We start from the raw sequence: 26,373 nt of genomic DNA, 5'->3' as shown, positions 1-26,373 counted from the left end.
AATGCATATGAGTTATGAAATTATCGAAATTGATTATTAAAAGGAATTTTGCGTGCCAGGGTAAAATGGTGGGCTAAATCCAGTCCAGCAAACGGCGGCTGTCTGCCGGCGCGACGCGTTTTCCGCGATCCATCCAGATGGGTGCGGGCAACGCGAGCGGCGCGCGGCACACCCGCCGTTTCGTTTTTTCCCATGATCGAAATTCGAAACGTGTCCCAGCGCTTCGCCGGCCCACAAGGCTGGATCGAGGCGCTGCATAACGTCAATCTGACGATTCCGCCGGGCGAAGTGTTCGGCATCATCGGGCGCAGCGGCGCAGGCAAGAGCACGCTCGTGCGCACCATCAACCTGCTCACGCGGCCCACCGAAGGCGACATCGTCGTCAACGGGCGCACGCTCACGTCGCTCTCGTCGGCCGACCTGCGCGAAGCGCGCCGCGAGATCGGCATGATCTTCCAGCACTTCAATCTGCTCTCGTCGCGCACGGTGTTCGACAACGTCGCGCTGCCGCTGGAGCTTGCGGGCGTGAAGCGCGCCGAGATCGAAGCGACGGTGCTGCCGCTGCTCGAACTCGTGGGCCTCACCGCGCAGAAGGATCGCTATCCCTCGCAGATCAGCGGCGGCCAGAAGCAGCGCGTGGGCATTGCGCGCGCGCTCGCGAGCAAGCCCAAGGTGCTGCTCTCGGACGAGGCGACCTCGGCGCTCGACCCCGAAACCACGCGCGCCATTCTCGACCTGCTGCGCAAGATCAATCGCGAGCTGAACCTGACCATCGTGATGATCACGCACCAGATGGAAGTGATCAAACAGGTGTGCGACCGCGTGGCCGTGCTCGACGCGGGCCGCGTGGTGGAAAGCGGTCCCGTGATCGACGTGTTCTTGCAGCCGCGCCACGAAGTCACGCGCGCGCTGCTAGGCGACGTGATCGCCCAGGAACTGCCGCCGGGGCTCAAGGCGCGCGTGGCCGAGCATCTCTCGAAGGGCAGCGGCCATCTGCTGCGCCTCGCGTTCACGGGCACAGGCGTCGACCAGCCGGTGTTGTCGGAGACGATTCGCCGCTTCGAACTCGATTTCAACATCCTGCACGGCCAGATCGACGAGATCCAGGGGCAGGCGTTCGGCTCGCTCGCGGTGCTCGCGGGCGGCGAACCGGTGAAGGTGGCGCAGGCCATGGCATGGCTGCGCGAGCAAGGCGTGGTGGTGGAGGAACTGTCCCATGTGGAGTGAAATGTTCGACATGTTCGTCCAGTCGTTCTGGGAAACGCTCGTCATGGTGGGCATCTCGGGACTCGTGGGCGCGGCCATCGGCCTGCCGCTCGGCGTGCTGCTCTATCTCACCGACCGCAACGGCGTGCTGCAAAACATCGCCGCGAATCGCGCGATGGGGGTGATCGTCAACGCCGTGCGCTCCACGCCGTTCATCATCCTGCTCGTCGCCGTGATTCCGTTCACGCGTCTCGTGGTGGGCTCGTCGATCGGCACGGCGGCCGCCATCGTGCCGCTCACCATCGCCGCCGCGCCGTTCATCGCGCGGCTCGTGGAAACCGCGCTGCGCGAAGTCGATCGCGGCCTGATCGAAGCGGCCCAGGCCATGGGCGCGAGCACGAGCCAGATCGTCTTCAAGGTGTTGCTGCCCGAGTCGCTGCCCGGTGTCGTGGCGGGGCTCACCATCACCTTCATCTCGCTCGTGGGCTATTCGGCGATGGCGGGCGCGATTGGCGGCGGCGGTCTGGGCGACCTCGGCATCCGTTACGGGTATCAGCGCTTCGAACCCGAAATCATGCTGCTCGTCGTCGTGATCCTGATCGTGTTCGTGCAAATCGTGCAGTCGTTCGGCGACTGGCTGGTGCGACGCCTGAGCCACAAATAAGCCTTAAAACAAGCGTTCTTTCGATCCACACAACTACACAAGACAAAGGTTTGGTATGCAACGTCGTTTCATGATCCGGCTCGCGGCGGCGCTCGGCGCGGCTTCGCTCATCGCACCGCTGCTTGCGCCCATGACCGCGCACGCGGACGAAACCATCAAGGTGGGCGTGACGGGCGGCCCGCACGAGCAGGTAATGGAAGTCGTGAAGAGTGTGGCCGCGAAGAACGGCCTGAACATCAAGATCGTCGAGTTTTCCGACTACGTGCAGCCGAACGCGGCGCTCGCGGGCGGCGACCTCGACGCCAACAGCTACCAGCACGCGCCGTATCTCGACGCGCAGGTGAAGGATCGCGGCTACAAGCTCATCAAGATCGCGGACACGGTCACGTTCCCGATGGGCATCTATTCGAAGAAGATCAAATCGCTCTCCGAACTAAAGCCGGGCGCTCGTATCGCGGTGCCCAATGATCCGACGAATGGCGGCCGTGCATTGCTGCTGCTGCAAAGCCAGGGTCTCATCAAGTTGCGCGCCGGCGCAGGGTTGAAGGCCACGCCGCTCGACATCGTGGAAAACCCCAGGAAGCTGAAGATCGTCGAACTGGACGCCGCGCAGATTCCGCGCTCGCTCGACGATGTGGACGTCGCGGCGATCAACACGAACTTCGCGATGGAAGCGGGCCTGAAGCCGAAACAGGACGCGATCGCAATCGAAGACCCGAAGGGGCCGTACGTGAATATCCTCGCGATTCGCGAAGCCGATCGCAACAAGCCTTGGGTAGCGAAACTGGTGGCCGCGTACCACTCGCCGGAGGTGAAGCAGTTCATCGAAACCAAGTTCGGCGGCGCGGTCATCTCCTCCTGGTAAGCGCCTCCAGGCGATGAATTTAGAGATATTTATCGGCGCCCGGGCTTGATGCCCGGGTTTTTTCCACCGTAAAATCGCACGATCGTTCGCTACTGACGACCGGGGTGCGGCAGCGGTGGTTCGTGAAAATTGCTGGTGGCAGATCGGCCCGACAGGGCTATCGCTATAATGTCCGCCAGGTTGACGTATTCGTAACTTCGGAGCATGTGAATGAAAGTCCTTGTGCCAGTCAAACGCGTAGTCGATTACAACGTGAAGGTTCGTGTGAAGTCGGATGGCACGGGCGTCGACATCGCCAATGTGAAGATGTCGATGAACCCGTTCGACGAAATCGCCGTGGAAGAAGCGGTGCGCCTGAAGGAAGCGGGCGTGGCGACGGAAGTGATCGCCGTTTCAGCCGGTGTGGCGCAGGCGCAGGAAACGCTGCGCACGGCGCTCGCGATCGGCGCGGACCGCGCGATCCTGATCGAGTCGAATGAAGACCTCCAGCCGCTGGCTGTCGCCAAGCTCCTGAAGGCGCTGGTCGACAAGGAACAGCCGCAGCTCGTGATCCTCGGCAAGCAGGCGATCGACGACGATTCGAACCAGACCGGCCAGATGCTCGCGGCGCTCGCGAACCTGCCGCAAGCCACGTTCGCTTCGAAGGTCGTGGTCGCCGACGGCAAGGCTACGGTTTCGCGCGAAGTGGACGGCGGTGCGGAAACGCTGTCGCTCACGTTGCCCGCAGTCGTCACGACGGACCTGCGCCTCAATGAGCCGCGCTACGTCACGCTGCCGAACATCATGAAGGCGAAGAAGAAGCCGCTCGAAACGCTCAAGCCGGAAGACCTGGGCGTTGACGTCACGCCGCGTCTGAAGACGCTGAAGGTCGTCGAGCCGCCGAAGCGCTCGGCAGGCGTGAAGGTGCCGGACGTGAAGACGCTGGTCGAGAAGCTGAAGACGGAAGCCAAGGTGTTGTAAGGAGCGAGACGAAAATGACGAATCTGGTTATTGCTGAACACGACAATCACTCGATCAAGGCCGCGACGCTGAACACCGTCGCCGCAGCACAGAAGATTGGCGGCGACGTGCACGTGCTGGTCGCGGGCCACAACGCGCAAGCGGCTGCGGACGCAGCAGCGAAGATCGCAGGCGTGGCGAAGGTGCTGCTCGCCGACGCGCCGCAACTCGAACAGGGTCTCGCCGAGAACGTCGAAGCGACGGTCATCGCGATTGCGAAGAACTACACGCACATCCTGGCTCCGGCAACGGCAGCGGGCAAGAACGTCACGCCGCGTATCGCCGCGAAGCTCGACGTCGCACAGATCAGCGATATCACCGCCGTGGATTCGCCGGACACGTTCGAGCGTCCGATCTACGCGGGCAACGCCATCGCGACGGTTCAATCGGCCGATCCGGTCAAGGTCATCACCGTGCGTACGACGGCGTTCGACGCAGTGGCGGCCGAAGGCGGCAGCGCTGCAATCGAAAAGCTCGACGCCGCAGCGGACAGCGGCAAGTCGGCATTCGTCGGCCGTGAAGTCACGAAGCTCGACCGCCCGGAACTCACGAGCGCGAAGATCATCGTCTCGGGCGGCCGCGGTCTGGGCAGCGGCGAGAACTATACGAAGGTGCTGGAGCCGCTGGCGGACAAGCTCAACGCAGCACTGGGCGCATCGCGCGCGGCCGTGGACGCGGGCTACGTGCCGAACGACTATCAAGTCGGTCAGACCGGCAAGATCGTCGCGCCGCAACTGTACGTGGCGGTCGGCATCTCGGGCGCGATTCAGCATCTGGCCGGCATGAAGGACTCGAAGGTCATCGTCGCGATCAACAAGGACGAGGAAGCGCCGATTTTCAGCGTGGCCGATTACGGCCTCGTGGGCGACCTGTTCACGGTCGTGCCGGAACTCGTGAAGGAACTCGGCTGAAGCCAGCCGTAGAACCGAGCGATCGAGCGCTGCGATCATGATTGAACGCACGGCGTGAGACGAAGCAACAAAGGGGCGCCGCGGCGCCCCTTTGTCATTTGAGGAGACTGCCATGTACCACGCGCCCACGAGCGACATGCTGTTCGTCATGAAGGAGCTGGCCGGCCTGGAGGAGATCGCCAGGCTGCCGGGCGGCGAAGACGCCACGCCCGAAACCGTCGAAGCCGTGTTGCAGGAAGCCGCGAAGCTGTGCGGCGAGGTGATCGAGCCCCTCAACACCGAAGGCGACCGCAATCCGAGCCGGTGGGAAAACGGTGTCGTGCACGCCACACCCGGTTTCAAGGAAGCGTTCCGGCAATACGTGGAGGGTGGCTGGCAAGGCGTGCAACATCCACAGGACTACGAAGGACAGGGCCTGCCGAAACTCGTGGGCACGCCGTGCATGGAAATGCTCAACGCGGCGAATCTCTCGTTCGCGTTGTGCCCGCTGCTCACCGACGGCGCCATCGAGGCGCTTCTCACCGCCGGCAGCGAAGCGCAGAAGCAGCGCTTCGTGCCGAAGCTCATCTCGGGCGACTGGACCGGCACGATGAATCTCACCGAGCCCCAGGCGGGCTCCGATCTCGCCGCCGTGCGCACGCGCGCCGAGCCGCAGGGCGACGGCACGTACAAGCTGTTCGGCACGAAGATTTTCATCACGTGGGGCGAGCACGACATGGCGGAAAACATCGTCCATCTCGTGCTCGCGCGCACGCCCACCGCGCCCGAAGGCGTGAAGGGCATCTCGCTTTTCATCGTGCCGAAGTTTCTCGTGGGCGATGATGGCACGCTCGGCGCGCGCAACGACGTGCATTGCGTGTCGATCGAACACAAGCTCGGCATCAAGGCGAGCCCGACCGCAGTGCTGCAATTCGGCGATCAGGGCGGTGCGCTCGGCCAGTTGATCGGCGAGGAGAATCGCGGCCTCGAATACATGTTCATCATGATGAACGCGGCGCGCTTCGCCGTGGGCATGCAGGGCGTGGCCGTTGCCGATCGCGCGTACCAGAAGGCGCTCGCCTATGCGAAAGAGCGCGTGCAAAGCCGCCCCGTGGACGGCTCCGCGAAGCAGGCGGTGACCATCATCCATCACCCCGACGTGCGCCGCATGCTGGGCACGATGCGCGCGTTGACCGAAGCCGCGCGGGCGCTCGCCTATGTTGCGGCGAGCGAGAGCGATCGCGCGCATGGCGCGCCCGACGAGGCCGCCCGCGAGCGGCATCAGGCGCGCTACGAGTACCTCGTGCCGATCGTGAAGGGCTGGAGCACCGAACTCGCGCTGGAGGTGACGAGCCTCGGCGTGCAGGTGCACGGCGGCATGGGTTTCATCGAGGAGACGGGCGCGGCGCAGTTCTATCGCGACGCGCGCATCCTGCCGATCTACGAGGGCACGACGGCGATCCAGGCGAACGACCTGGTGGGGCGCAAGACGCTGCGCGACGGCGGCGCGGCCGCCAGGGCGCTGCTCGGCGATATCGGGCAGACCGTCGATGCGCTCGGCGCGCACGAAGGCGCGGCGTTCGAGTCGATGCGCAAGCACCTGGCGCTCGGTCGCGAGGCGCTGGCCTCGGTCGTGGACTTCGTGCTGGCGAAGGCGAAAAGCGACCCGAACGCGGTATTCGCGGGCAGCGTGCCGTATCTGAAGCTCGCGGGCATCGTGCTGGGCGGCTGGCAGATGGCGCGCGCCATGCTCGCCTCGCAGCGCCTCATGGCGTCCGATCCGAAGTTTCATGGCGCGAAGATCGCCACGGCGCAGTTCTTTGCGCAGCACGTGTTGCCGCAAGCGGTGGCGCTCGAAGCGGCGATCGTCAGCGCGAATGGCGGCGAGGGCGTGCTGGCGCTTTCGGAGGACCAGTTCTGACGCCGCGCATCGCATGAGCCGCGAGAAATGAAACACGGCGCCCGAGGGCGCCGTGTTCGTTCATGCCGCTGGCCAATCAGGCATAGGCCGGGCGATGCGAGCCTTGCGTGTCGCCGAGATAGCGGTGGACCGACAGGTCGTCGGCGCGGATCGCGGGTTGCTTGCCCGAAATCAGGTCGGCGAGCAGTTGGCCCGAGCCGCACGACATCGTCCAGCCCAGCGTGCCGTGGCCCGTGTTCAGGAACAGGTTCGAGATCGGCGTGCGGCCGACCACGGGCGTGCCGTCCGGCGTCATCGGGCGCAGGCCCGTCCAGAAGGTGGCCTTCGACGTGTCGCCGCCGCCCGGGAACAGGTCGTTCACGCACATTTCGAGCGTTTCGCGGCGCGCCTGCTTCAGCGTCTTGTCGAAGCCGACGATTTCCGCCATGCCGCCCACACGGATGCGGTCGTCGAAGCGCGTGATCGCGATCTTGTAGGTTTCGTCGAGCACGGTCGAAACCGGTGCGGCATCCGCGTTGACGATCGGCGCCGTGATCGAGTAGCCCTTGAGCGGGTAGACGGGAATCTTCACGAGGCCCGCGAGCATCTTCGTGGAGAAGGAGCCGAGCGCGACCACATACGAATCCGCGCGCACGAGTTCGCTGCCGCATTGCACGCCGGCGATGCGGTCGCCTTGCATGGCGAGGCCGTCGATCGGCGTGTTGTAGCGGAACTTGACGCCCAGTTCCTCGGCCATCGCGGCGAGGCGCGTGGTGAACATCTGGCAGTCGCCGGTTTCGTCGCCGGGCAGGCGCAGGCCGCCCGTGAGCTTGCCCGAGACCGCGGCGAGCGCCGGTTCGGCGCGGCCGAGTTCGGCGGCGGTGAGCAGCTCATACGGCACGTTGGCTTCCTTGAGCACGGCGATGTCCTTCGCCGCGCCTTCGAATTGCTGTTGCGTGCGGAACACCTGGAGCGTGCCGCCCGTGCGGCCTTCGTAGTGGATGCCGGTGTCGGCGCGCAGCGCTTGCAGGCAGTCGCGGCTGTACTCGGCGAGGCGCACCATGCGGCCCTTGTTGAGCGCGTAGCGTTCGGTGGTGCAGTTTTGCAGCATCTGCCACATCCACTGCAACTGGAACTTCGTGCCGTCGAGGCGAATGGCGAGCGGCGCGTGCTTCTCGAACATCCACTTGATCGCCTTGAGCGGGACGCCCGGCGCCGCCCACGGCGCGGCGTAACCCGGCGAGATCTGGCCGGCGTTCGCAAAGCTGGTTTCGAGCGCGGGACCCGCCTCGCGGTCGATCACCGTGACTTCGTGGCCCGCGCGGGCGAGATACCAGGCGCTGGCCACCCCGACCACACCACTGCCCAACACGACGACTCGCATAGCTGCTCCCTAGAGATTGGTGGGGCTACGCCGCGTTGCCGGGGACCCTGATTGCCGTGTTGCGGCACCGATAGGGTGGAAGGCACGAAATTTCGGATGTAGCCAGTTATTACAGCTATGCTATTGTTGTATCTCTAGGTTTTGTTATCGTATTTCTCTGTTTTTCAGGAATAAATCATGAGAACGCAGCGCCAACCGGTCCGTGCGCTCGACCGGCTCGACCATCGCATCCTGAAACTGCTCCAGGAAGACGGTCGCATGGCCATGAAGGACCTCGCGGAGCAGGTCGGACTCTCAGTTACGCCGTGCATCGAGCGCGTGAAGCGCATGGAGCGCGACGGCGTCATCACGGGCTACTACGCGCGCGTGAATCCCGGCGTGCTGGGCGCGGCGCTGCTCGTGTTCGTGGAGATCACGCTCGACCACAAAAGCGGCAACATGTTCGACCAGTTCCGCCGCGAGGTGCAGAAGATTCCCGAGGTGCTCGAATGCCACCTCGTTTCGGGCGACTTCGACTATCTGATCAAGGCGCGCATTGGCGAGATGGCCGACTACCGCAAGCTGCTCGGCGACATCCTGCTGCAACTGCCGGGCGCGGTGCAGTCGAAGAGCTACGTGGTGATGGAGGAGATCAAGGAGACGCTGACGATCGCGGTGGGCGACTGAAAGCGCCCTGTTTTTAGGACTCGACAACGCGGCTCGATACTGTATATTTATACAGTATCGAGCCGCGTTCTTCATGTCCTTCCCGTTTCAGCCGTGACCGACTCTCATCCCCACGATCCCGACGCCTGGTATCCCGTTGCGCCGCCCACGGCGCGCAAGGGGCGCGGTGCGGTCACGAACCTCCAGGGGCGTTACGAAGTCGACCAGCGCGAAGCGTTCGACGACGGCTGGCAGCAAGCGGGCGGCCGCGAGAACGCGCAGGGCGGAGAGTGCGGGGAGGGGAAAGTGGGCGAAGACGCTGCTGAGCCCACGCTGCGCACCGAAGTCTTCGAGGAGCGCGCGAAAAGCATCCTCACGCGCAACCAGTCGCCCGACATTCCGTTCAACGTTTCGCTCAACCCGTACCGGGGTTGCGAGCACGGCTGCATCTATTGCTTCGCGCGCCCCACGCACAGCTATCTCGGCCTGTCACCGGGCCTCGACTTCGAAAGCCGCATCTATGCGAAGGTCAACGCGGCGGAACTGCTCGCGCGGGAAATCGCGAAGCCGTCGTACGAGCCGGAGCCCATCGCGCTCGGCGTGAACACCGACGCCTGGCAACCCGTCGAGCGCGACTTGCGCATCACGCGCCGCGTGATCGAGGTGCTGGCCGAGCGCCATCACCCGTTCGCGGCCATCACGAAGTCTTCGCTGATCGAGCGCGATCTCGACCTCCTCGCGCCGATGGCGGCGCGCAAGCAGTTCATGGCCGCCATCACCATCACCACGCTGGACGCCGATCTCGCGCGCTCGCTCGAACCGCGCGCGGCTACGCCGGCGCGGCGGCTGCGCACGATTCGCACGCTGGCCGAAGCCGGCGTGCCGGTGGGCGTGAGCATCGCACCGGTGATTCCCTTCGTGACCGAGCCCGACATGGAGCGCGTGCTCGAAGCCTGCGCCGAGGCGGGCGCGACGAGCGCGAGCTATATCGTGCTGCGCCTGCCGTGGGAAGTCGCGCCGCTTTTTCAGGACTGGCTGGCGGCGCATTTCCCGCAGCGCGCGGAGCGGGTGATGAGCCGCGTGCGCGACATGCGCGGCGGCAAGGACTATGAGTCGGCTTTTTCCCAGCGCATGAAGGGCACGGGTCTCTGGGCGGACCTGCTCACGCAGCGCTTTCACAACGCCGTGCGCCGCCTCGGGCTCAACGAGCGCCGCCACGGCATTCTCGACATGTCGGCGTTCGTGCAGGCGAAGACCGTGCGCGAAAAGCCGCAGCTTGACTTGTTCTGAGCGCGCGCCGCGGCGTTACTGCGAGATCGCCTTCGCGGCTTCGACCTGCGATTCGAAGTACGTCTGGAACGAGAGCGCGAGGCCCGTCATGAGCAGGAACGCGCCAATCAGCAGCGAGAAGATCACGACGAAGATCACCGTCCAGCCCGAGCGGCTCGTGCGGCCGTTCTCCGCGAAGGCGGGGTTGAACTGCGCATCCCATTTGGCGTCGGGGCGCAGGCCGTAGACGATCGCCGCAAGAAACGCCGACAGCACGGAAACGGCGCCAATCACGGCGAGCACCCAGCCGGGAATCGAGGCGCGCTCCGTGGCGGCAAGCAGCAGCACGCCGGGAATACCGATGAGCGTGGCGAGCGCGTGCGCCCAGCCCCAGAAGTCGCGCGGCCCGTACAGATAGAAGCGGTGCGCGCCGAGGCTGCCAAACAGGAAGGCGAGCGCGGCAGTGAGCGTCTTGGAGCGAAAGCGTGTGAGGTTCTTCTCGTTGGGCATGGGCTGGTGCGATCGTGGACGGCCGCTGGGGATTGTAGCCGTGCGTCCGCCGCGCGGGACAAGCGTGCGCTTATGCCCGGCACCACGTATGCCGCCGGGCGTAAGCCTGGCGCTGCATCACGGCTTGCTGTAGGTCACGCGATAGATCGCACCCGCGTAGTCGTCGCTGATGAGAAGCGATCCGTCGGGCAACGGCAGCACGTCGGCGGGGCGGCCCCATTGGGTTTCGTCGGAATTGAGCCAGCCTTGCGCGAACACGTCTTGCCTCGCGTTCGAACCGTCGGGGTTGGCGCTGATGCGCACCACGCGGTAGCCGACCTTCTTGCTGCGGTTCCACGAGCCGTGCTCGGCAATGAAGATGCTGTTCGCGTAGGCGGCGGGGAACATCGAGCCCGTATAGAAGCGCATGCCGAGCGAGGCGACATGCGCGCCGAGTTTCGCGACCGGCGGCGTGAAGCCGCTGCAAGGATGGCCTGCGCCGAATTCGGGGTCGGCCACGTTGTCGCCGTGGCAGTACGGAAAGCCGAAGTCCTCGCCTGTGTGCGAAAGGCGGTTGAGCTTGTCGTCGGGGATATCGTCGCCGAGCATGTCGCGGCCGTTGTCGGTGAACCACAACTCGTGCGTTTGCGGATGCCACGCGAAGCCCACGGTGTTGCGCACGCCGCGCGCGATGGTCTCGTAGTGCGAGCCGTCGGCGTCCATGCGTCCGATCATCGCGAAATGCACGCGCTGCGGGTCGTTCGCCGGCAGGCAGACGTTGCACGGCGCGCCTTGCGGCACATAGAGCTTGCCGTCGGGCCCGAAGGCGATGAACTTCCAGCCGTGATGGCGCTCGGTGGGCAGGGCGCTCGTGACGATCGCGGGCCGGGGCGGGTTGTCCAGGTGGTGATCGATGTCGTCGAGCCGCACGATCGACGAGACGGCCGAGACATAGAGCGCGCCGTCGCGCCAGGCCACCCCGACCGGCATCGTGAGCCCCGAGGCCACGACGTGGCGCTTGTCGAGCTTGCCGTTTTTCAGTTCGAGCGCGTAGACGTTGCCTTGAAAGCTGCCGACATAGAGCGTGCCGTTGCTGGAGAGCGTCATTTCGCGCGCGCCGGGAACGTCGTCGGAGAGGACTTCGATGTGGAATCCCGGCGGCAGCTTGATGCGCTCGATGGGAAGCGCCGAATGGGCGAAGGGCGCCGCGAGCAGCGCGGCGGCAAAGGCGAGCCACGCAACGGCACGGCGTCCGGCGGCGCGGCCTGGGCCCGAAAAGAGGGTGGAACCACGCACGCCGCCGCCCCATTGGCGTGGCGTCCACTGCACAAGCTGTCCGAAAATCGCCACAATACGCTCCAAGGCCCGCCCGTCATGGGCATGAGCCGCAGGTTGACCGCCGCTTGACCACGATTTGACCACCGTATTTCGCCGCTTTCCGCGCGAGTGCGCGCAATTTCCTGTTAAGTGTTTGTTATGCCTCCAGATTCGGGCTATAATCGCATGTTTCAGTAGTCCCGAACCCCCGGTTTTCAAGGATTTTAGTATGGTCATCATCCGTCTGGCACGCGGCGGCTCGAAGAAGCGCCCGTTCTACAACATCGTCGCAACCGATTCGCGCAACCGTCGCGACGGCCGTTTCATCGAACGCGTGGGCTTCTACAACCCGGTCGCCACCAAGGGTGAAACGCTGCGTATCGCTCAAGATCGCGTGACGTACTGGAAGGAAAACGGCGCGCAAATGTCGCCGGCCGTCGAGCGCCTCGTGAAGGAAGCGCAAAAGACCGCCGCCGCTGCGCCGGCTGCTTAAGTCTTTAAGCGTCTTTTCAGTCTGTTGTCTGTGTTTTACCCACGTACGCGCTGCATGAGCCGCGTGTGCGATATCAAGCTGGTCGCAAGGGGTGCCGATGTCCGCGCATGACGCTAAATCTGCCGTAGAGGCGAACGACGCGTCGGAGAGCGGGGCGCCCACCGTTGCAACCGGCGCGGCGTCCAGTGGCGCCGGCAAGGCAGCGAGCCGCGGCGCGCCGTCGTTTGGCGCGTTCGTGCGCAAGCCTGCTCGCGAGAGCGCCGCGAAAGCTGCGCCCGCCGCCGAAGGCCTGCACGCCGAAACCGAATCGAGCTGGCCTGCCGACGCAGTCGAGGTCGGCGCCGTGATCGACGCCTATGGCCTCAAGGGCTGGCTGAAGATCGCGCCGCACGCTCAGGACGGACGCGCGTTGCTTTCCGCCAAGCGCTGGTGGCTCCTCAAGGGCCGCGAGGGTCAGCCGCGCGAGCGTCATTCCGCGCTGTGCGTGAGCGCCAAGATTCATGCTGACAGTGTCGTGGGCCAGCTTTCGGGCGTGGCCGACCGCGACGCCGCGCTGCTGTTGCGCGGTGCACGCGTGTACGTGAGCCGGGCCGAATTCCCCGCGCCCGCGGCCGACGAGTATTACTGGGTCGACCTGATCGGCCTCGATGTGGCCAACGAGGCCGGTGTCGAGCTCGGCAAGGTTGCCGACCTGATCGACAATGGCGCGCAATCGGTGTTGCGTGTCACGTACCCGTCCACGGACAAGGAGGGCAAGCCGGTCACCGGTGAGCGCCTGATCCCGTTCGTCGGCGTGTTCGTGAAGACGGTGGACCTGGCGGCGAAGCGTATCGTCGTCGACTGGGAAGCCGACTACTAAGCAACGCGGTGTCCACACCGCGCGCCCTGATTCAATTTCGCTGAACGGAGAGAGCGATGCAGTTCGATGTCGTTACGCTCTTTCCCGAGATGTTCCGCGCGCTGACCGACTGGGGTATCACCAGCCGGGCGGCGAAGCAGCAGCGTTACACGTTGCGCACGTGGAATCCGCGCGATTTCACGACCGACAACTATCGTACGATCGACGACCGCCCGTACGGCGGCGGCCCCGGCATGGTCATGCTGGCCAAGCCGCTCGAAGCGGCGATCGGCGCGGCGAAAGCCGCGCAGGCGGAAGTCGGCGTGAGCGCGCCGCGCGTGTTGCTGATGTCGCCGCAAGGCAAGCCGCTCACGCACGAACGCGTCATGCAGTTCGCGCAGGAGCCGGGTCTCGTGATGTTGTGCGGCCGCTATGAAGCGATCGACCAGCGTCTCGTCGACCGCTGCGTGGACGAAGAAGTGAGCCTCGGCGACTTCGTGCTCTCGGGAGGCGAATTGCCCGCGATGGCCTTGATGGACGCCGTGGTGCGCAATCTGCCGGGCGTGCTCGGCGACGCGCTGTCGGCGGTGCAGGACAGCTTCGTCGACGGTCTGCTCGACTGCCCGCATTACACGCGCCCCGAGGAATACGACGGCGAGCGTGTGCCCGATGTGCTGCTTGGCGGCCATCATGCGGAAATCGAGTTGTGGCGTCGCCGCGAGGCGTTGCGCAACACGTGGAGCAAGCGGCCCGATCTGATCGAGCGGGCCAGGAAGAACAAGATGTTGAGCCGTGCCGACGAGGCATGGCTCGCTAGTCTCGCGAAGGGCGCGAACGAAGCGTAAGGCTTCGGGCGGGCGCGACAAGGGGCGCAAAAGGCGGTGCCGCTTCATGCGTGAACGGCGCCAGTTGTGAATCCATCCTCTATCGGGGCCGTAGTTGCAGAGCGCATCCTGCACAGGTACGAACGCCGACAAGATGGCATACGGAGTCAATCCATGAATCTGATTGAAAAACTCGAGCAGGAAGAAATCCAGCGCGTGCTGGGCGAGAAGACCATCCCCGAATTCGCTCCTGGCGATACGGTGATCGTCAACGTGAACGTGGTTGAAGGTAACCGCAAGCGCGTTCAGGCATACGAAGGCGTCGTGATCGCGAAGCGTAACCGCGGCCTGAACTCGGCGTTCATCGTGCGCAAGATCTCGTCGGGCGAAGGCGTCGAGCGTACGTTCCAGACGTACTCGCCGCTGCTGGCCAGCATCGTGGTGAAGCGCCGCGGCGACGTGCGTCGCGCGAAGCTCTACTACCTGCGCAACCTGTCGGGCAAGAAGGCACGTATCAAGGAAAAGCTGGTGTCGAAAGACCGCGCAGCTGCTCCGGCCGACCAGGCGTAAAAGCTGTGAGAAAGAAGCACCCTTCGGGGTGCTTTTTTCTTTTTGGCCTCAAAATAATCTCGTGTACGTGCAATCCGAGACACCCGTTGATCCGTCCAGTATTTGAACCCGAAAGCTTGCCGATCGAATCGACAGGCGCAAACCTTCCCCAGGTCGCGGCCGATCGCTTGACGCCCGCCGGCCTGCGCACGCGCTTCGAGCAGCCTCTGCCGTGGGATCCCGAGCCCCAGGAAGCCCGGCTCGCCGAGCTGCGCGACCCGCGCGAGGCCGCCGTGCTCGTGCCGATCGCCATGCGCCCGGGCGGCCTGACCGTGCTGCTCACGCAGCGTGCGGACAATCTCAGCAATCACGCGGGGCAGGTGAGCTTTCCCGGCGGCAGCCGCGAGCCGTCCGACCCCACGCCCATTGCCGCCGCGCTGCGCGAGGCACACGAGGAGGTGAACCTCGACCCCGCGCGCGTCGAAGTGCTCGGCGCGCTGCCCGAGTACCTCACCGGCACGGGTTTCAAGGTGACGCCCGTGGTCGGTCTCGTGCACGAGCCGTTCACGCTCGCCGCGGATTCGCTCGAAGTGGCCAGTATCTTCGAGGTGCCGCTGAGCTTTTTGATGAACCCCGCGCATCATCAGGTGCGCGTGTTCCGCTGGGAGGGTGGCGAGCGGCGCTTCTATGCGATGCCTTATCCTGATCGCAATGCGCCGGACCGCATTGCCGCTTCCAGCTTGAATGCCACGCACTTCATCTGGGGCGCGACGGCGGGCATGCTGCGCAACTTCTACCGCTTCCTGCTCGCGTAACACGTCTGGCGGCGCGTGCAAGCGCCGTGGCGCACTGTTGCGAGTTTGCCGCCCGAATGGCCGCCGATGGTCTGGCACATCTGGCCCTGTGATATCGTTGCAACAATTTCTAAAACCTCTTTTGCAACCCGGTTTGCACGGCGCGTCGCATGACCTTCTTTTCCGTATTGCTGGCCCTCGTCATCGAGCAGGTGCGGGCGCTGTCGCCCAATAATCCCGTCATGGCGCTCGTGCGCCTCAATGCGGAATGGGCCGCCCACGGCTTCGACGCCGGCAAGCAAAAGCATGGTCTGATCGCCTGGCTCGTGGTCGTGCTGCCGTGGACGCTCGCCACGGCGCTCGTCTATTACGTGCTCTATCACATCAGCTTCGTGCTGGCGTTCCTCTGGAACGTGGTGGTCGTGTACTTCACGCTCGGCTTTCGCCAGTTCAGCCACTATTTCACCGACATCCACCTCGCGCTGAACAACGACGACGTGCCGCGCGCGCGTGAAATCCTTCACGAATGGACCGGCATCGACGCCGTGGACATGCCCGTGAGCGAGATCGTGCGCCATACGCTCATTCACGCGGTGGTGGCCTCGCATCGCCACGTGTTCGGCGTGTTCTTCTGGTTCCTCGTGCCGATCGGGCCCGCGGGCGCCGTGCTGTACCGCATCGCCGAATACCTCGCGCGCGAGTGGGCGCGTCCGGCGGAAGACCGCACCGAGGCGTTCTCGAACTTCGCGCAGCACGTGTTCTTCGTGATCGACTGGGTGCCGGCGCGCCTCACGTCGCTCGGTTTTGCGATCGTCGGCAACTTCGAGGACGCGATCTACGCCTGGCGCAACCACACCAACCAGTGGCCCGACACCAACGAAGGCGTGCTGCTCGCCACCGGCAGCGGCGCGCTGGGCGCGCGCCTTTCGGGGCCGCTCGCGGAGCAGTCGAGCGTCGACGTGCTCGCGCAGCCGGGCGAGGGCGGTCCGTACACCGTCGGTGACGACTGCACGCCGCGCACGCTGCAATCGGCCGTGGGCCTCGTGTGGCGCGCCGTGATCCTGTGGATGATCCTGCTGCTCATGCTGACGATTGCCGTGTGGCTTTGAGCGGCGCGAAGCCGCTGCGCAACAAAGCCAATGGGCCGCCAGACTGATCTGCGGCCCATTTGCATTTCGGTCGGCGTTGCCTCACTCGTCGCGCACGTCGCGCTCACGCCCGCATTGCCAGCACACGGTGAACTGCGCTTCGAGCACCTCGCCGCAGTGCGCGCAGCGCCAACTGGGCGCGCCTGCGGGCGGCCCGTTCACGGCATCGTCGATCAGGCGGCGAGCCAGCTTCTCGTCGCGCTCGTCCACGAGCCACAGTTCGGGCGCGCACTGCTCGGCGGGAATCTCGCCCATCGCGCCGCTCAGGTAGCGGTTGTGCAGCTCGCACGGCACGCCCGCCGTGGCGAGGATGTTCATCCAGTGCTGGGCGATCAGCAGATTCGGCGCGCGCACGAGCTTGATCATGAGAGCGGGGTGCCGGGCGGTGCGCAGCGCTTCAGCGCACGACCTGGCTGATCTCGTGCATCAACTGCGCGTAGAGCGCCTGGCGCGCGGGCGCGATGCGGCCATCATCGACGGCTTCCAGAATCGCGCAGCCCGGCTCGTGCAGGTGATGGCAGTTATAGAAGCGGCAATGCGCAAGGAGCGGGCGGAATTCGGGGAACGCGCGCTCCAGCTTCCCTTCGGTCAGGTGATAGAGGCCGAACTCCTGAAAGCCGGGCGAATCGATCAGCGCGCCGCCGCTTAGCGTTCCATCGTCAGGCAGCCGGTAGAGCCGCGTAAACGTCGTGGTGTGGCGGCCGCTGTTGAGCGCCGTGGAGATCTCGCGCGTGGCCGCTTCGGCGTCGGGAATCAACAGGTTCACGAGCGTCGACTTGCCCATGCCCGACTGGCCAAGCAGGATCGTCTGATGGCCGTGCAGATGCTCGGCGAGCGCCGCGCGCGCCTCTTCGGGGCGGCCTTTCACCGAAAGCTCCAGCACCGTGTAGCCGAGCGCGCGATAGCGTTCGAGCCGCTGGCGAGCGAGCGGCAGCGCGGCTTCCACGTCGATCTTGTTGAGCACGATGAGCGGTTTGAGGTCGTTGGCCTCGGCGGCCACGAGCGCGCGCCCGAGCAGGTCCTCGCTGAAGTGCGGCTCGGTGGCGAGCACGATCAGCAACTGGTCGAGGTTCGCGGCGAACAGCTTCGACTTGAACTGATCGGAGCGGTAGAGCAGGTTGCGCCGCTCGCCGATCGCGACGATCACGCCCTGGTCGGCGGACGTCGACTGGTACTCCACGCGGTCGCCCACCGCCACCTCGCTCTTCTTGCCGCGCGGGAAGCATTGCAGATGCGCGCCGCCGCCGTCGGGCGCGACGAGATAGTGGCGCCCGTGGGCGGCGATCACCACGCCGTGCAGCGTGGCGCAGGTGGCTTTTGCGGTGCCGGCGGCCTTCGTTGCGCGCCGGTTCATGCGTGCGCGAGCAGTCGGTCGATCCGCTGCGAAGCCGGCGGATGCGAGTAGTAGAACGCGGTATAGAGCGGGTCGGGCGTGAGCGTCGACGCGTTGTCCTCGTAGAGTTTCACGAGTGCGTTGACGAGATGCTGCGCGTCCGTTTGCGTCGCGGCGAAGGCGTCGGCCTCGAACTCGTGCTTGCGCGACGAGAGGCTGCCAAGCGGCGTGACGAAGAACAGGAACACCGGTACGGCGAGGAAGAACAGCACGAGCGCGAGTCCTTCGTTGCCGCCGAGCAGCGACGGCCGTACGCCGAGACCCTCGTAGAACCACACGCGCTGCGAGAGCCAGCCGAGCAGCGCGAGCAGCGCGAGGCTGATCGCGAACGTGACGACCATGCGCTTGATCACGTGGCGGCGCTTGAAGTGGCCCAGCTCGTGCGCGAGCACGGCCTCGATCTCGCTGCCCGAGAGGCGCGCGAGCAGCGTATCGAAGAAGACAATGCGCTTGGCCGCGCCAAAGCCCGTGAAATAGGCGTTGCCGTGCGCCGAGCGGCGGCTGCCGTCCATCACGAACAGGCCCTTGGCCGCGAAGCCGCAGCGCTGCATGAGCGCCTCGATGCGCGAGCGCAGCGCTTCGTCACGCAGCGGTTCGAACTTGTTGAAGAGCGGCGCGATGAAGGTGGGGTAGAGCACGAGCACGAGCATCTGGAACGCGACCCAAACGGCCCACGTCCAGAGCCACCAGAAGCTGCCTGCCTGCCGCATGAGCCAGAGCACGACGAACAGCAGCGGAATGCCGAACGCCGCGCCGATCAGCAGCCCCTTGATGCGGTCCATGATGAAGATGCGCTTCGTCATGCGATTAAAGCCGAAGCGCTCCTCGATCACGAACTGGCGGTAGTAGTCGAGCGGCAGCTCGACCACGCCGGAGATGGCGAGCACGGCCCCGACGAGCGCGATCTGGCCCACATAGTCGCGCCCGATCGCATCCGAGATGCCGAGATCGAGCGCCTGCACGCCGCCGAGCAGCGTGAGCGCGATCAGCACCACGGCGCCGAGCACGATCTCGATCATGCCAAGGCGCGTGCGCGCGACCGTGTAGTCGGCGGCGCGCTGGTGGGCGGTGAGCGGGATGGTGGCGCTGAACTGCGCGGGCACCGCGCCGCGATGCGCGGCGACGAAACGGATCTGGCGCGACGCGAGCCAGAGCTTGGTCGCGACCATGGCGAGCACGGCGACAACGAACAGGGCGCTGAAGCACAGCGCCGGGGAGGGGGACAGATTAGGCATCCAGGAAGTCCGTGGTATCTATGCGACAATTATATGTTCTTGCCGGCCGGGCATCGCATCCTCGCGTTTGCCGCGCACACGCCGCGCTTCCAACGCTTTTCGGGTTGCCCTCATGACTGACATCACCTCCGCCGGCGCGCCGCTCATCGAGCGTACCGACATGAACCTGATCTGGCTCGATATGGAAATGACGGGGCTCGATCCCGACAACGACCGTATCATCGAGATCGCCGTGGTGGTGACGAACTCGACGCTCGACAAGCTCGTGGAAGGTCCCGTGCTCGCGATCCACCAGCCGGAAGCCGTGCTCGACCGCATGGACGAATGGAACCGCAACACGCACGGCCGCTCGGGCCTCACGGAGCGCGTGCGCGCCTCGACGGTGACCGAGGAGAGCGCGACCGAGCAGATCATGGCGTTCCTTTCGCAATACGTGCCGCCCGGCAAGTCGCCGATGTGCGGCAATTCGATCTGCCAGGACCGCCGCTTCATGGCGCGCTGGATGCCCACGCTGGAGCGCTTTTTCCACTATCGCAACCTCGACGTGAGCACGCTCAAGGAACTGTGCCGCCGCTGGCAGCCGGCCATCTACAAGGGCTTCCAGAAGCGCGCGATGCACACGGCGCTGGCCGACATCCACGAGTCGATCGACGAACTCAAGTACTACCGCGAGCACTTCCTGATCCCCGCGCCGGGCATCGTGCCGGACGTGGCGACGGGCGAGGCCGGTCCGGCGCTCTGAGCGCCGCCGGACTTTCCGGGACGCGCAGTGGCGGCGCTGCCGCCGCTGCGCGAAAACGTAGTGTGTGTTGAGTCTTACGCGCGCGGCGCCCGCTGCGCGTTCTTCGGCCGGAACGCCGCCACGACGTTCGGATCGGTTTCGATATACGGGCCGCCGATCAGGTCGATGCAATACGGTACCGCGGCAAAAATGCCCGGCACCTTCACCGCGCCTTGCTCGTCGCGCAGGCCTTCCAGCGTTTCCTTGATCGACTTCGGCTGTCCCGGCAGGTTGATGATGAGCGCCGCGTGATCGTCGTTTTCGCGGATCACGGCGACCTGGCGCGACAGAATGGCCGTCGGCACGAAATTCAGGCTGATCTGGCGCATCTGCTCGCCGAAGCCCGGCATTTCCTTCGTCGCGACCGCGAGCGTCGCCTCGGGCGTCACATCGCGGCGCGCGGGGCCGGTGCCGCCCGTCGTGAGCACGAGATCGCACCCCAGGCCGTCCACCAGCGCCGTGAGCGTGGCGGAGATCGTTGCGGCGTCGTCGTGGATCAGGCGCGTTTCGGCGCGCCAAGGCGTTTTCAGCGCGTTGCCGAGCCACGCCGTGAGCGACGGAATGCCCTTGTCCTCGTAGACGCCGCTCGTCGCGCGGTCGCTGACCGACACGAGGCCGATCACCAGTTCATCCGGATGGCTGCGCTCAGGCTTCGTCATCTTCGCGGTCCTCGTCGGCACGCTCATCGTCGTCGTCAGCCTCGTCGGCGCCCTGGGCGCTCGCGTCCTTGATCCACTGGAACAGCTCGCGGAAATACTTCGGCGGCTTGCCCTGCTCGTGTTCGCGGCGGGCGTTGCGGATCAGCGTGCGGCCTTCCTGCGGGTCGGCGGCCGGGTGCACGCGGATGAATTCGGTGAGCGCGGCGTCGTCGGCGAGCAGCTTTTCGCGCGTGCGCTCGATCCAGTGCAGGCGCGCCGTGGCGGCCTTGTTCACGCCGCGGTGCTCCTCGAACTTCGTGCGCAGCGCGGCGACTTCGGCTTCGGTCAGGCCGCGCATCATGCGGCCCACGTACTGGAGCTGGCGGCGACGGCCTTCGTGGTCGTTGATGCGGCGGCACTCGTGCACGGCGTCGGCGAGGTCTTCCGTCATCGGCATGCGCTTGAGCGCGTCCTTCGGCAGCTCCACGAGCGCCTGGCCCAGTTCCTGGAGGGCTTCCATTTCGCGCTTGAGCTGGGATTTGCTCGGGCGATCGTAACCGTTGTCGTCCGGCTCGGCGACAGCGTCGTTCATCGGTTGAATGCGGGTTTTGCGTTTCATGAGGCGTATTGTAGCGTGCGCGGGCGCGCGGCTCGGGCTGGAAGGCGGCAGGAAGGCAGTGACGCGGCCCGATGCCGGTGCGACGCGGCGGGCGGCGAAAGCGCCTGTGATGCGTGTTCACATACCTTGCTATGATCGCGGGATGCGCTTCGCGAACGCGGCGCGTTCCGAAGCACCCGAATCGCACTCGAAGCGACACCAGCGAAACACGACACCAGCGGGCCGCACCGGCCCAGAACCGGACCGTAACGACAATGGCAGCAGACATCGAAGCCCGGCAACGCTTTTTCCCGCACACGCAGGACGAACTGAAAGAGATCGCGTCTGACATCCTGCGGCACGCCAAAACGCTCGGCGCGAGCGACGCGGCGACCGAGATCTCGGAAGGCGACGGCCTGTCCGTCTCGGTGCGCCGTGGCGAGGTCGAGACGATCGAGCACAACCGCGACAAGATGGTCGGCGTGACCGTGTATATCGGCAACAAGCGCGGCAACGCGAGCACCTCCGACTTTTCGCCGCAGGCGCTCAAGGACACGGTGGCCGCCGCGTACAACATCGCGCGCTTTACCGCCGACGACGACTGCGCGGGCCTGGCCGAGCGCGAGCTGCTCGAAGCCGCGCCGCGCGACCTCGATCTTTACCACCCGTGGAACCTCGCGGCCGACGAGGCCGTGGAAATCGCGCGCCGCGCCGAAGACGCCGCGTTCGCTGTCGACCCGCGCGTGAAGAACTCCGAAGGCGCGAGCGTTTCGGCGCAGCATTCGCAGTTCGTGCTCGCGACCTCGGGTGGTTTCCTGCACGGCTACCCGTACTCGCGCCACTACATTTCGTGCGCGCCGATCGCGGGCGTTGGCCGCAACATGCAGCGCGACGACTGGTACACCTCGCGGCGCAGCGCGGCTGAGCTCGCCTCGCCCGAATCCGTGGGGCGCTATGCGGCCGAGCGCGCGCTGTCGCGCCTGAACGCGCGCAGCCTCGACACGCGCAAGGTGCCGGTGCTGTTCGAGGCGCCGCTCGCGGCGGGCCTGCTCGGCGCGTTCGTGCAGGCCGTGAGCGGCGGCGCGCTCTATCGCAAGACCTCGTTCCTCGTCGACAGCCTGGGCAAGCCGGTGTTCGCGCCGCATATCCAGATCGTCGAAGACCCGCACGTGCCGCGCGCGGCCGGCAGCGCGCCGTTCGACGAAGAGGGCGTGCGCACGCAGCGCCGCGAAGTCGTGAAGGACGGCATCGTGCAGGGCTATTTCCTCTCGTCGTATTCGGCGCGCAAGCTCGGCATGCAGACCACGGGCAACGCGGGCGGCTCGCACAATCTCCATCTGCAAAGCTCGCTGACGAAGCCGGAAGACGATTTCGAGGAAATGTTGCGCAAGCTCGGTACGGGCCTCTTGCTGACCGAGTTGATGGGGCAGGGCGTGAACTTCGTGACCGGCGACTATTCGCGCGGCGCCTCGGGCTTCTGGGTGGAGAACGGCAAGATCCAGTACCCGGTGGAGGAAATCACGGTTGCTTCCACGCTCCAGGAAATGTTCCACCACATCGTGGCCGTGGGCGCGGATACGCTCGCGCGCGGCACGCGCCAGACCGGCTCGGTGCTGATCGAGAAGATGACGGTGGCGGGGCAGTAAGCGGCATTCGCGCGGCGCTTTCGCGGCGCGATGAACAACGGCACGCCTTGGCGTGCCGTTGTGCTTTTGGGCGCGAATCCGGGCACGGATCCACGCGCAGACAATCAATCCCGCCGCACGTACCGCACGAACGCGAAATCGAAGTCGTTCGGCGCGTTCGCGTGCAGCGTTTCGCGCGAGGTTTCGCGCCACACCTCGGGGTCGGGCGCGGGGAACGTGGCGTCGCCCTCGAAGTCGGCGGAGATTTCCGTCACCACCATTTCGTGCGCGAGCGCGAGGCCCTCCGTGTAAAGCTGCGCGCCGCCGATCAGGAAGGCCGCGGGCGCCTGATCCTGCGCCGCGATCGCGAGCGCTTCGTCGAGGCTCGTGGCCGTGTCGCAGCCGGGAAAGCGCTTGCCCGCGTCGCGCGTGACGACAATGTTGCGGCGGCCCGGCAAGGCGCGGCCGATCGACTCGTGCGTCTTGCGGCCCATGATGATGGGCGCGCCCATGGTGGTGCGCTTGAAGAACGCGAGGTCTTCGGGGAGCCGCCAGGGCAGCGCGTTGTCGCGCCCGATCACGCCGTTGCGGGCGCGGGCGACGATGAGGGTGAGCGTTGTCATCGAAAGGGTAGAGGTGCGAGGTTGTAAGCCGTTCGCAGCGATTCTACCTGAGGGCGCCGGGCGCCCCGGCGCGCTCTCCCATGCCGCTGCACGCTTTCGCGCTCACTCCGGCGTGTCGGGCGGCGCGTCCGGCGGCGGTTCCGCCTGGTTCTCCGCTTCGCCGCCAAAGATCGTTTTTTCGTCGCGCAGGCCATGCGCGCCCATGAGCCGGTAGAGCGTCACGCGCGAGATGCCGAGGTCGGCCGCGGCCTCCGTGAGCCGGTGGCGATGGCGCAGCAGCGCCGCTTCGATCGCGCGCCGCTCGGCGGCCTCGCGCGCCTGTGCGAGCGTGACCGTCTGCTGCGCGGTGAAATGCCCGAGGTCGAGATCCTCGGCCGAGATCAGCTTGCTCTCGGCCATGACGATCGCGCGGCGCACCCGGTTGATGAGCTCGCGCACGTTGCCTGGCCAGTTGTAGTTGTACAGAGCTTCGATGGCGTCGGGCGTGAAGCCGCGAATCTTTCTCGCGCTGTCCATCTTGAACTTGTGCAGCACGTGGTGCGCGAGAATTTCGATGTCCTTGCCGCGCGCGCGCAGCGGCGGCTCGTCTACGCGCAGCACGCACAGGCGGTGAAAGAGGTCGGCCCGAAAGCGCCCGTCGCGCATCGCCGACTCGAGATCGACGTGCGTGGCCGAAATGATGCGCACGTCCACGGGAATCTGCTCGTGGCCGCCCAGGCGCTCGATCTTGCCTTCCTGCAAGAAGCGCAGCAGGCTCGCCTGGCTTTCCATCGGCAGGTCGCCGATTTCGTCGAGAAAGAGCGTGCCGCCGTTGGCCGATTCGACGCGCCCGATCTTGCGCTGGTTCGCGCCCGTGAATGCGCCGCGCTCGTAGCCGAACAGTTCGGATTGCAGAAGATGATGCGGGATCGCACCGCAGTTGATCGGCACGAAAGGCGCCTTGCGGCGCGGCGAACGCTCGTGGATCGCGAGCGCGGTGAGCTCCTTGCCGGTGCCCGACTCGCCCGAGATGAACACGGTGGCGTCGGTGTTGGCGACCTTGCGGATCGTGCGAAACAGTTGCTGCATCGCCTCGCAGGTGCCCACCATCTCGTCTTCGTCCTGACTCGCGGGGGTGGCCGGCGTGTCGAGGTCGCACAGCGAGACCATGCCGAACGCGTGGCCCACGAGATAGTCGAGCGTCGGGTGCGCGACCGGCACATGCACGTAGTCGAAGCAGTAGTGGCGGATCAGGCGGCGCACTTCCGGGTCGGCGAGGCGCGAATTGTCCGTGAGCGCGATCCAGCCCACCTGCTGGAGGCGCAGGATCGTCTCCAGGCCCGTGAATTCGCGCGGCGCGAAACCCGTGAGGTCGACGATGCCCGCATAGGCCGCCTCCGGCTTCACGAGGCGCGAGGCCTCGTGCGCCGTGCGGGCGGTCGCGAGCTCCCAGCCGCGGCTCTTCAGGTACGCGCCGAGCAGCGGGTCGGGCGTGCGCGCGACGTACAGCAACGTGCGCTCGAACTCCGGCGCCGCTTTGGCGTCGCGCGCGGGGCCGGCGTCGTGCGCTTCGTCGTGCCGCGCCGCGCCGCCCGAATGCGGCGGGCCGGTCACGGCGAGCCGCTGGCCCGCTCCGGCGAACGGTGTCACGGTGGCGCCCAGGTGGGAGGATTCACGCACGATCGGCCTCATGTCATCAGAAGGTATAGGGGAAGCGCACGCCGACGACGAAGTTCGGCGCGTCGGGCGTGAGGCCAACGGACACCGCGCCGTTGATCGTCAGATGCTTGTTGACCACGTGATTCAGGCCGAAGTTGAGCACCGAGGCGGTCGTCTCGCTGCCAGGCACGCCGGTCCACGCACCGCCCGGCTGCTTGGTCTTCGACTGCGGCTCGATCGCCATGGTGTACGAGATGCTGGCCGAATCCTTGTCGGAGAAGGCGAGGGCGACGCCGCCGCCGAACTGGATGATGTCGCCGAGCTTCACATCGGCGGGCTGGGTCTGCCCGATCACCGAGGAGATGTCGGCGAACGAGCGCGAGATGTTGTACGTGTACGAGAAGCTGCCGAACAGCACCACCGGGTCATAGGTCTTCAGCACCGAGACGCCGGCCGTCACGTTCCAGAAGCCCGTGCCCGTGGGCAGCTTGCTCGGCGCGACCAGGTTGGTGTTGTCGGGCGTGATCTGCTGCACCTTGATGCCGAACGGCGAAGTGCCGGTGGGCGTCTTCACGCGCAGGCTGCCGACCACGTCGGGAATGTTGTTGGTTTCCTTCAGGAACTGGTAGTAGATCCCGAAGTTCACGTCGCCGATGGCGTTCGAGTTGACCGACGCATCCGTGAGCGTGCTGGCCGAGCCGCCCGCGCCGCCCACGATGAAGGTGCTGTGCCGGTAGACGTACGGCACGTCGACGTCCACGCTCATGCGGTCGGTGATGCCGTAGCGCGTATCGAGATCGGCCGTGATCTGGTGCGATTTGGTCTGCCCCAGATTGATGTTGCCGAGGAAGATCGCGTCGAGCGCAAGGAACCCCGAGAGCTGCAACTGGCGGCGATCGTAGTAGGTGTCGCTGATGCCCCAGTCGAGCGTGAGCTTGTGGTCGAACAGCGGCGCATGCTCGCGCTGCACGACGGCTTCCTCGGCCTGCGTGCGGGTGGGCTCGGCGTTCTTCTGCGTTTCGCCCACCGTCGGGTTGACACCGACCGGCGCGCCTTGCTGCGGGCCGCTTGCGGCCGACGTGCCGGTTGCGCCGCTGGTCGGCCCGGCATCGGGTGAGGGCGGGTTCACGGGCACGCCCGTGGCGGTGCCCGTGAGCGCGCCCGGCGCCGTGGCGCCTGGCAGCGCCTGGGCGAGCGGCGGCAAGGGCACCGGCAGGCCGTCGGCGCCGGGCTGCTCGGCGACCGTGGCGTCGGACGCCGCGTCGGGCGCGCCCGCGCCCGGCATGCCGCGCCCGCGTTGCGCCATTTCGAGGTTCGTCACCTGGCGCTCGAGCGACTGGATCTGCCGCTGCTGTTCGTCGACCACACGCATGAGCGTGTTCAGCCGATCTTCGATCGACTGGCTTTGTAGCGCTTGCGCATGGGCGGATTGCGAGAGCGCGAACAGCAGGACCGCTGCTGGGATGGCGGCCAGCGCCACGTGGGGCGCGACCGTCCTCGACATCATCTTCATTGTTCTTCCCCCGGGATCGGGCGCGACGCGGAACCCCCTGGTCCCACGCCTGCGC

At 66.0% G+C, this 26,373-nt stretch carries 27 protein-coding genes; 16 read left to right on the top strand and 11 right to left on the bottom strand.

What is annotated here, in order from left to right; all coding sequences use genetic code 11:
- Window positions 1-192 precede the first annotated feature (192 nt).
- The 6 genes from C7401_RS10640 (at window position 193) to C7401_RS10615 (ending at window position 6,545) form a co-directional block, all read left to right on the top strand.
- The gene (locus C7401_RS10640) at window positions 193-1,227 is read left to right on the top strand and encodes a methionine ABC transporter ATP-binding protein (protein WP_112171335.1); all 1,035 of its coding nucleotides are present in this window, start codon (window positions 193-195) and stop codon (window positions 1,225-1,227) included.
- Window positions 1,217-1,870, top strand: coding sequence for a methionine ABC transporter permease (locus C7401_RS10635; RefSeq protein ID WP_112171334.1), 654 nt, complete (start codon window positions 1,217-1,219; stop codon window positions 1,868-1,870). Before C7401_RS10640 ends, C7401_RS10635 begins: the two co-directional genes overlap by 11 nt.
- A 55-nt stretch (window positions 1,871-1,925) precedes the next feature.
- Entirely contained in the window at window positions 1,926-2,735 is an 810-nt protein-coding gene (locus tag C7401_RS10630) for a MetQ/NlpA family ABC transporter substrate-binding protein (RefSeq protein ID WP_112171333.1), read from the top strand.
- A gap of 210 nt (window positions 2,736-2,945) precedes the next feature.
- Window positions 2,946-3,695, top strand: a complete 750-nt coding sequence (locus C7401_RS10625; RefSeq protein WP_112171332.1) for an electron transfer flavoprotein subunit beta/FixA family protein — start codon at window positions 2,946-2,948, stop codon at window positions 3,693-3,695.
- 14 nt (window positions 3,696-3,709) lie between these two features.
- A complete protein-coding gene (locus tag C7401_RS10620) occupies window positions 3,710-4,645 on the top strand; it encodes an electron transfer flavoprotein subunit alpha/FixB family protein (protein ID WP_112171331.1) in 936 nt (311 codons plus the stop codon).
- A gap of 112 nt (window positions 4,646-4,757) precedes the next feature.
- Window positions 4,758-6,545: an acyl-CoA dehydrogenase gene (locus tag C7401_RS10615; RefSeq protein ID WP_112171330.1), complete on the top strand. Its 1,788-nt coding sequence runs from the start codon at window positions 4,758-4,760 to the stop codon at window positions 6,543-6,545.
- Window positions 6,546-6,621: 76 nt separating this feature from the next.
- Here the strand turns inward: C7401_RS10615 and C7401_RS10610 are convergent, their stop codons facing one another.
- Window positions 6,622-7,908: a D-amino acid dehydrogenase gene (locus C7401_RS10610; RefSeq protein ID WP_112171329.1), complete on the bottom strand. Its 1,287-nt coding sequence runs from the start codon at window positions 7,906-7,908 to the stop codon at window positions 6,622-6,624.
- A gap of 177 nt (window positions 7,909-8,085) precedes the next feature.
- Between C7401_RS10610 and C7401_RS10605 the strand changes: the two genes are divergently transcribed.
- Window positions 8,086-8,574: an Lrp/AsnC ligand binding domain-containing protein gene (locus C7401_RS10605; RefSeq protein WP_112171328.1), complete on the top strand. Its 489-nt coding sequence runs from the start codon at window positions 8,086-8,088 to the stop codon at window positions 8,572-8,574.
- Window positions 8,575-8,667: 93 nt separating this feature from the next.
- The gene (locus C7401_RS10600) at window positions 8,668-9,843 is read left to right on the top strand and encodes a PA0069 family radical SAM protein (protein ID WP_112171327.1); all 1,176 of its coding nucleotides are present in this window, start codon (window positions 8,668-8,670) and stop codon (window positions 9,841-9,843) included.
- 15 nt (window positions 9,844-9,858) lie between these two features.
- Here C7401_RS10600 and C7401_RS10595 read toward each other — a convergent pair whose 3' ends face one another.
- Together C7401_RS10595 and C7401_RS10590 are read right to left on the bottom strand one after the other, a co-directional pair.
- The gene (locus C7401_RS10595; RefSeq protein ID WP_112171326.1) at window positions 9,859-10,332 is read right to left on the bottom strand and encodes an NINE protein; all 474 of its coding nucleotides are present in this window, start codon (window positions 10,330-10,332) and stop codon (window positions 9,859-9,861) included.
- Window positions 10,333-10,449: 117 nt separating this feature from the next.
- Complete coding sequence (locus C7401_RS10590; protein WP_373864431.1) at window positions 10,450-11,607, bottom strand: PQQ-dependent sugar dehydrogenase; 1,158 nt, start codon at window positions 11,605-11,607, stop codon at window positions 10,450-10,452.
- Between the two features lie 250 nt (window positions 11,608-11,857).
- Between C7401_RS10590 and rpsP the strand changes: the two genes are divergently transcribed.
- From rpsP to C7401_RS10560, 6 genes are all read left to right on the top strand, one after another.
- Window positions 11,858-12,121: a 30S ribosomal protein S16 gene (rpsP, locus tag C7401_RS10585; protein WP_028206744.1), complete on the top strand. Its 264-nt coding sequence runs from the start codon at window positions 11,858-11,860 to the stop codon at window positions 12,119-12,121.
- Between the two features lie 97 nt (window positions 12,122-12,218).
- Complete coding sequence (gene rimM, locus C7401_RS10580) at window positions 12,219-12,980, top strand: ribosome maturation factor RimM (RefSeq protein ID WP_112171476.1); 762 nt, start codon at window positions 12,219-12,221, stop codon at window positions 12,978-12,980.
- Between the two features lie 56 nt (window positions 12,981-13,036).
- Complete coding sequence (gene trmD, locus C7401_RS10575) at window positions 13,037-13,804, top strand: tRNA (guanosine(37)-N1)-methyltransferase TrmD (protein ID WP_112171324.1); 768 nt, start codon at window positions 13,037-13,039, stop codon at window positions 13,802-13,804.
- Window positions 13,805-13,957: 153 nt separating this feature from the next.
- On the top strand, window positions 13,958-14,353 hold the full coding sequence (gene rplS / locus C7401_RS10570; RefSeq protein ID WP_112171323.1) for a 50S ribosomal protein L19: 396 nt from the start codon (window positions 13,958-13,960) through the stop codon (window positions 14,351-14,353).
- An 86-nt stretch (window positions 14,354-14,439) separates the two neighbouring features.
- Complete coding sequence (locus tag C7401_RS10565; protein ID WP_112171322.1) at window positions 14,440-15,147, top strand: CoA pyrophosphatase; 708 nt, start codon at window positions 14,440-14,442, stop codon at window positions 15,145-15,147.
- 149 nt (window positions 15,148-15,296) lie between these two features.
- Entirely contained in the window at window positions 15,297-16,235 is a 939-nt protein-coding gene (locus C7401_RS10560) for a CobD/CbiB family protein (protein ID WP_112171321.1), read from the top strand.
- Window positions 16,236-16,316: 81 nt separating this feature from the next.
- Here the strand turns inward: C7401_RS10560 and C7401_RS10555 are convergent, their stop codons facing one another.
- From C7401_RS10555 to C7401_RS10545, 3 genes are read right to left on the bottom strand one after another with little or no spacing between them, the layout of a single operon-like run.
- On the bottom strand, window positions 16,317-16,637 hold the full coding sequence (locus C7401_RS10555; RefSeq protein WP_112171475.1) for a putative signal transducing protein: 321 nt from the start codon (window positions 16,635-16,637) through the stop codon (window positions 16,317-16,319).
- Between the two features lie 34 nt (window positions 16,638-16,671).
- Window positions 16,672-17,628 carry a ribosome small subunit-dependent GTPase A gene (gene rsgA, locus C7401_RS10550; protein ID WP_112171320.1) on the bottom strand — a complete coding sequence of 319 codons (957 nt, stop codon included), beginning with the start codon at window positions 17,626-17,628 and terminating at the stop codon, window positions 16,672-16,674.
- Entirely contained in the window at window positions 17,625-18,902 is a 1,278-nt protein-coding gene (locus C7401_RS10545; RefSeq protein ID WP_112171319.1) for a M48 family metallopeptidase, read from the bottom strand. The genes rsgA and C7401_RS10545 overlap by 4 nt, the downstream gene beginning before the upstream one ends.
- A 112-nt stretch (window positions 18,903-19,014) precedes the next feature.
- On the opposite strand from C7401_RS10545, the gene orn reads away from it, so the two are divergent.
- Window positions 19,015-19,644 carry an oligoribonuclease gene (gene orn, locus C7401_RS10540; RefSeq protein WP_112171318.1) on the top strand — a complete coding sequence of 210 codons (630 nt, stop codon included), beginning with the start codon at window positions 19,015-19,017 and terminating at the stop codon, window positions 19,642-19,644.
- Between the two features lie 74 nt (window positions 19,645-19,718).
- Here the strand turns inward: orn and mog are convergent, their stop codons facing one another.
- Together mog and yjgA are read right to left on the bottom strand one after the other, a co-directional pair.
- Window positions 19,719-20,342 (bottom strand): molybdopterin adenylyltransferase, encoded by a 624-nt coding sequence (mog, locus tag C7401_RS10535; protein ID WP_112171317.1) that lies wholly within the window; start codon window positions 20,340-20,342, stop codon window positions 19,719-19,721.
- Window positions 20,329-20,940 (bottom strand): ribosome biogenesis factor YjgA, encoded by a 612-nt coding sequence (gene yjgA / locus C7401_RS10530; RefSeq protein WP_112171316.1) that lies wholly within the window; start codon window positions 20,938-20,940, stop codon window positions 20,329-20,331. Before yjgA ends, mog begins: the two co-directional genes overlap by 14 nt.
- A gap of 254 nt (window positions 20,941-21,194) precedes the next feature.
- Here yjgA and pmbA point away from each other — a divergent pair, with 254 nt between their 5' ends.
- The gene (gene pmbA / locus C7401_RS10525) at window positions 21,195-22,565 is read left to right on the top strand and encodes a metalloprotease PmbA (RefSeq protein WP_112171315.1); all 1,371 of its coding nucleotides are present in this window, start codon (window positions 21,195-21,197) and stop codon (window positions 22,563-22,565) included.
- Between the two features lie 104 nt (window positions 22,566-22,669).
- On the opposite strand, the gene C7401_RS10520 is transcribed toward pmbA, so the two are convergent.
- The 3 genes from C7401_RS10520 to C7401_RS10510 all read right to left on the bottom strand — a co-directional run bounded on the left by C7401_RS10520 (window position 22,670) and on the right by C7401_RS10510 (window position 26,318).
- On the bottom strand, window positions 22,670-23,167 hold the full coding sequence (locus C7401_RS10520; protein WP_112171314.1) for a dihydrofolate reductase: 498 nt from the start codon (window positions 23,165-23,167) through the stop codon (window positions 22,670-22,672).
- A 102-nt stretch (window positions 23,168-23,269) separates the two neighbouring features.
- Complete coding sequence (locus C7401_RS10515; RefSeq protein ID WP_258396974.1) at window positions 23,270-24,826, bottom strand: sigma-54-dependent transcriptional regulator; 1,557 nt, start codon at window positions 24,824-24,826, stop codon at window positions 23,270-23,272.
- Between the two features lie 16 nt (window positions 24,827-24,842).
- Window positions 24,843-26,318 carry a hypothetical protein gene (locus tag C7401_RS10510; protein ID WP_112171312.1) on the bottom strand — a complete coding sequence of 492 codons (1,476 nt, stop codon included), beginning with the start codon at window positions 26,316-26,318 and terminating at the stop codon, window positions 24,843-24,845.
- Between the last annotated feature and the right edge of the window lie 55 nt (window positions 26,319-26,373).

The sequence above is a fragment of the Paraburkholderia unamae genome (assembly GCF_003268775.1).
Classification (GTDB): domain Bacteria; phylum Pseudomonadota; class Gammaproteobacteria; order Burkholderiales; family Burkholderiaceae; genus Paraburkholderia; species Paraburkholderia unamae.
The sequence above is the reverse complement of the archived record's forward strand: the minus strand, read 5'-3'. Positions and strand labels throughout refer to the sequence as shown.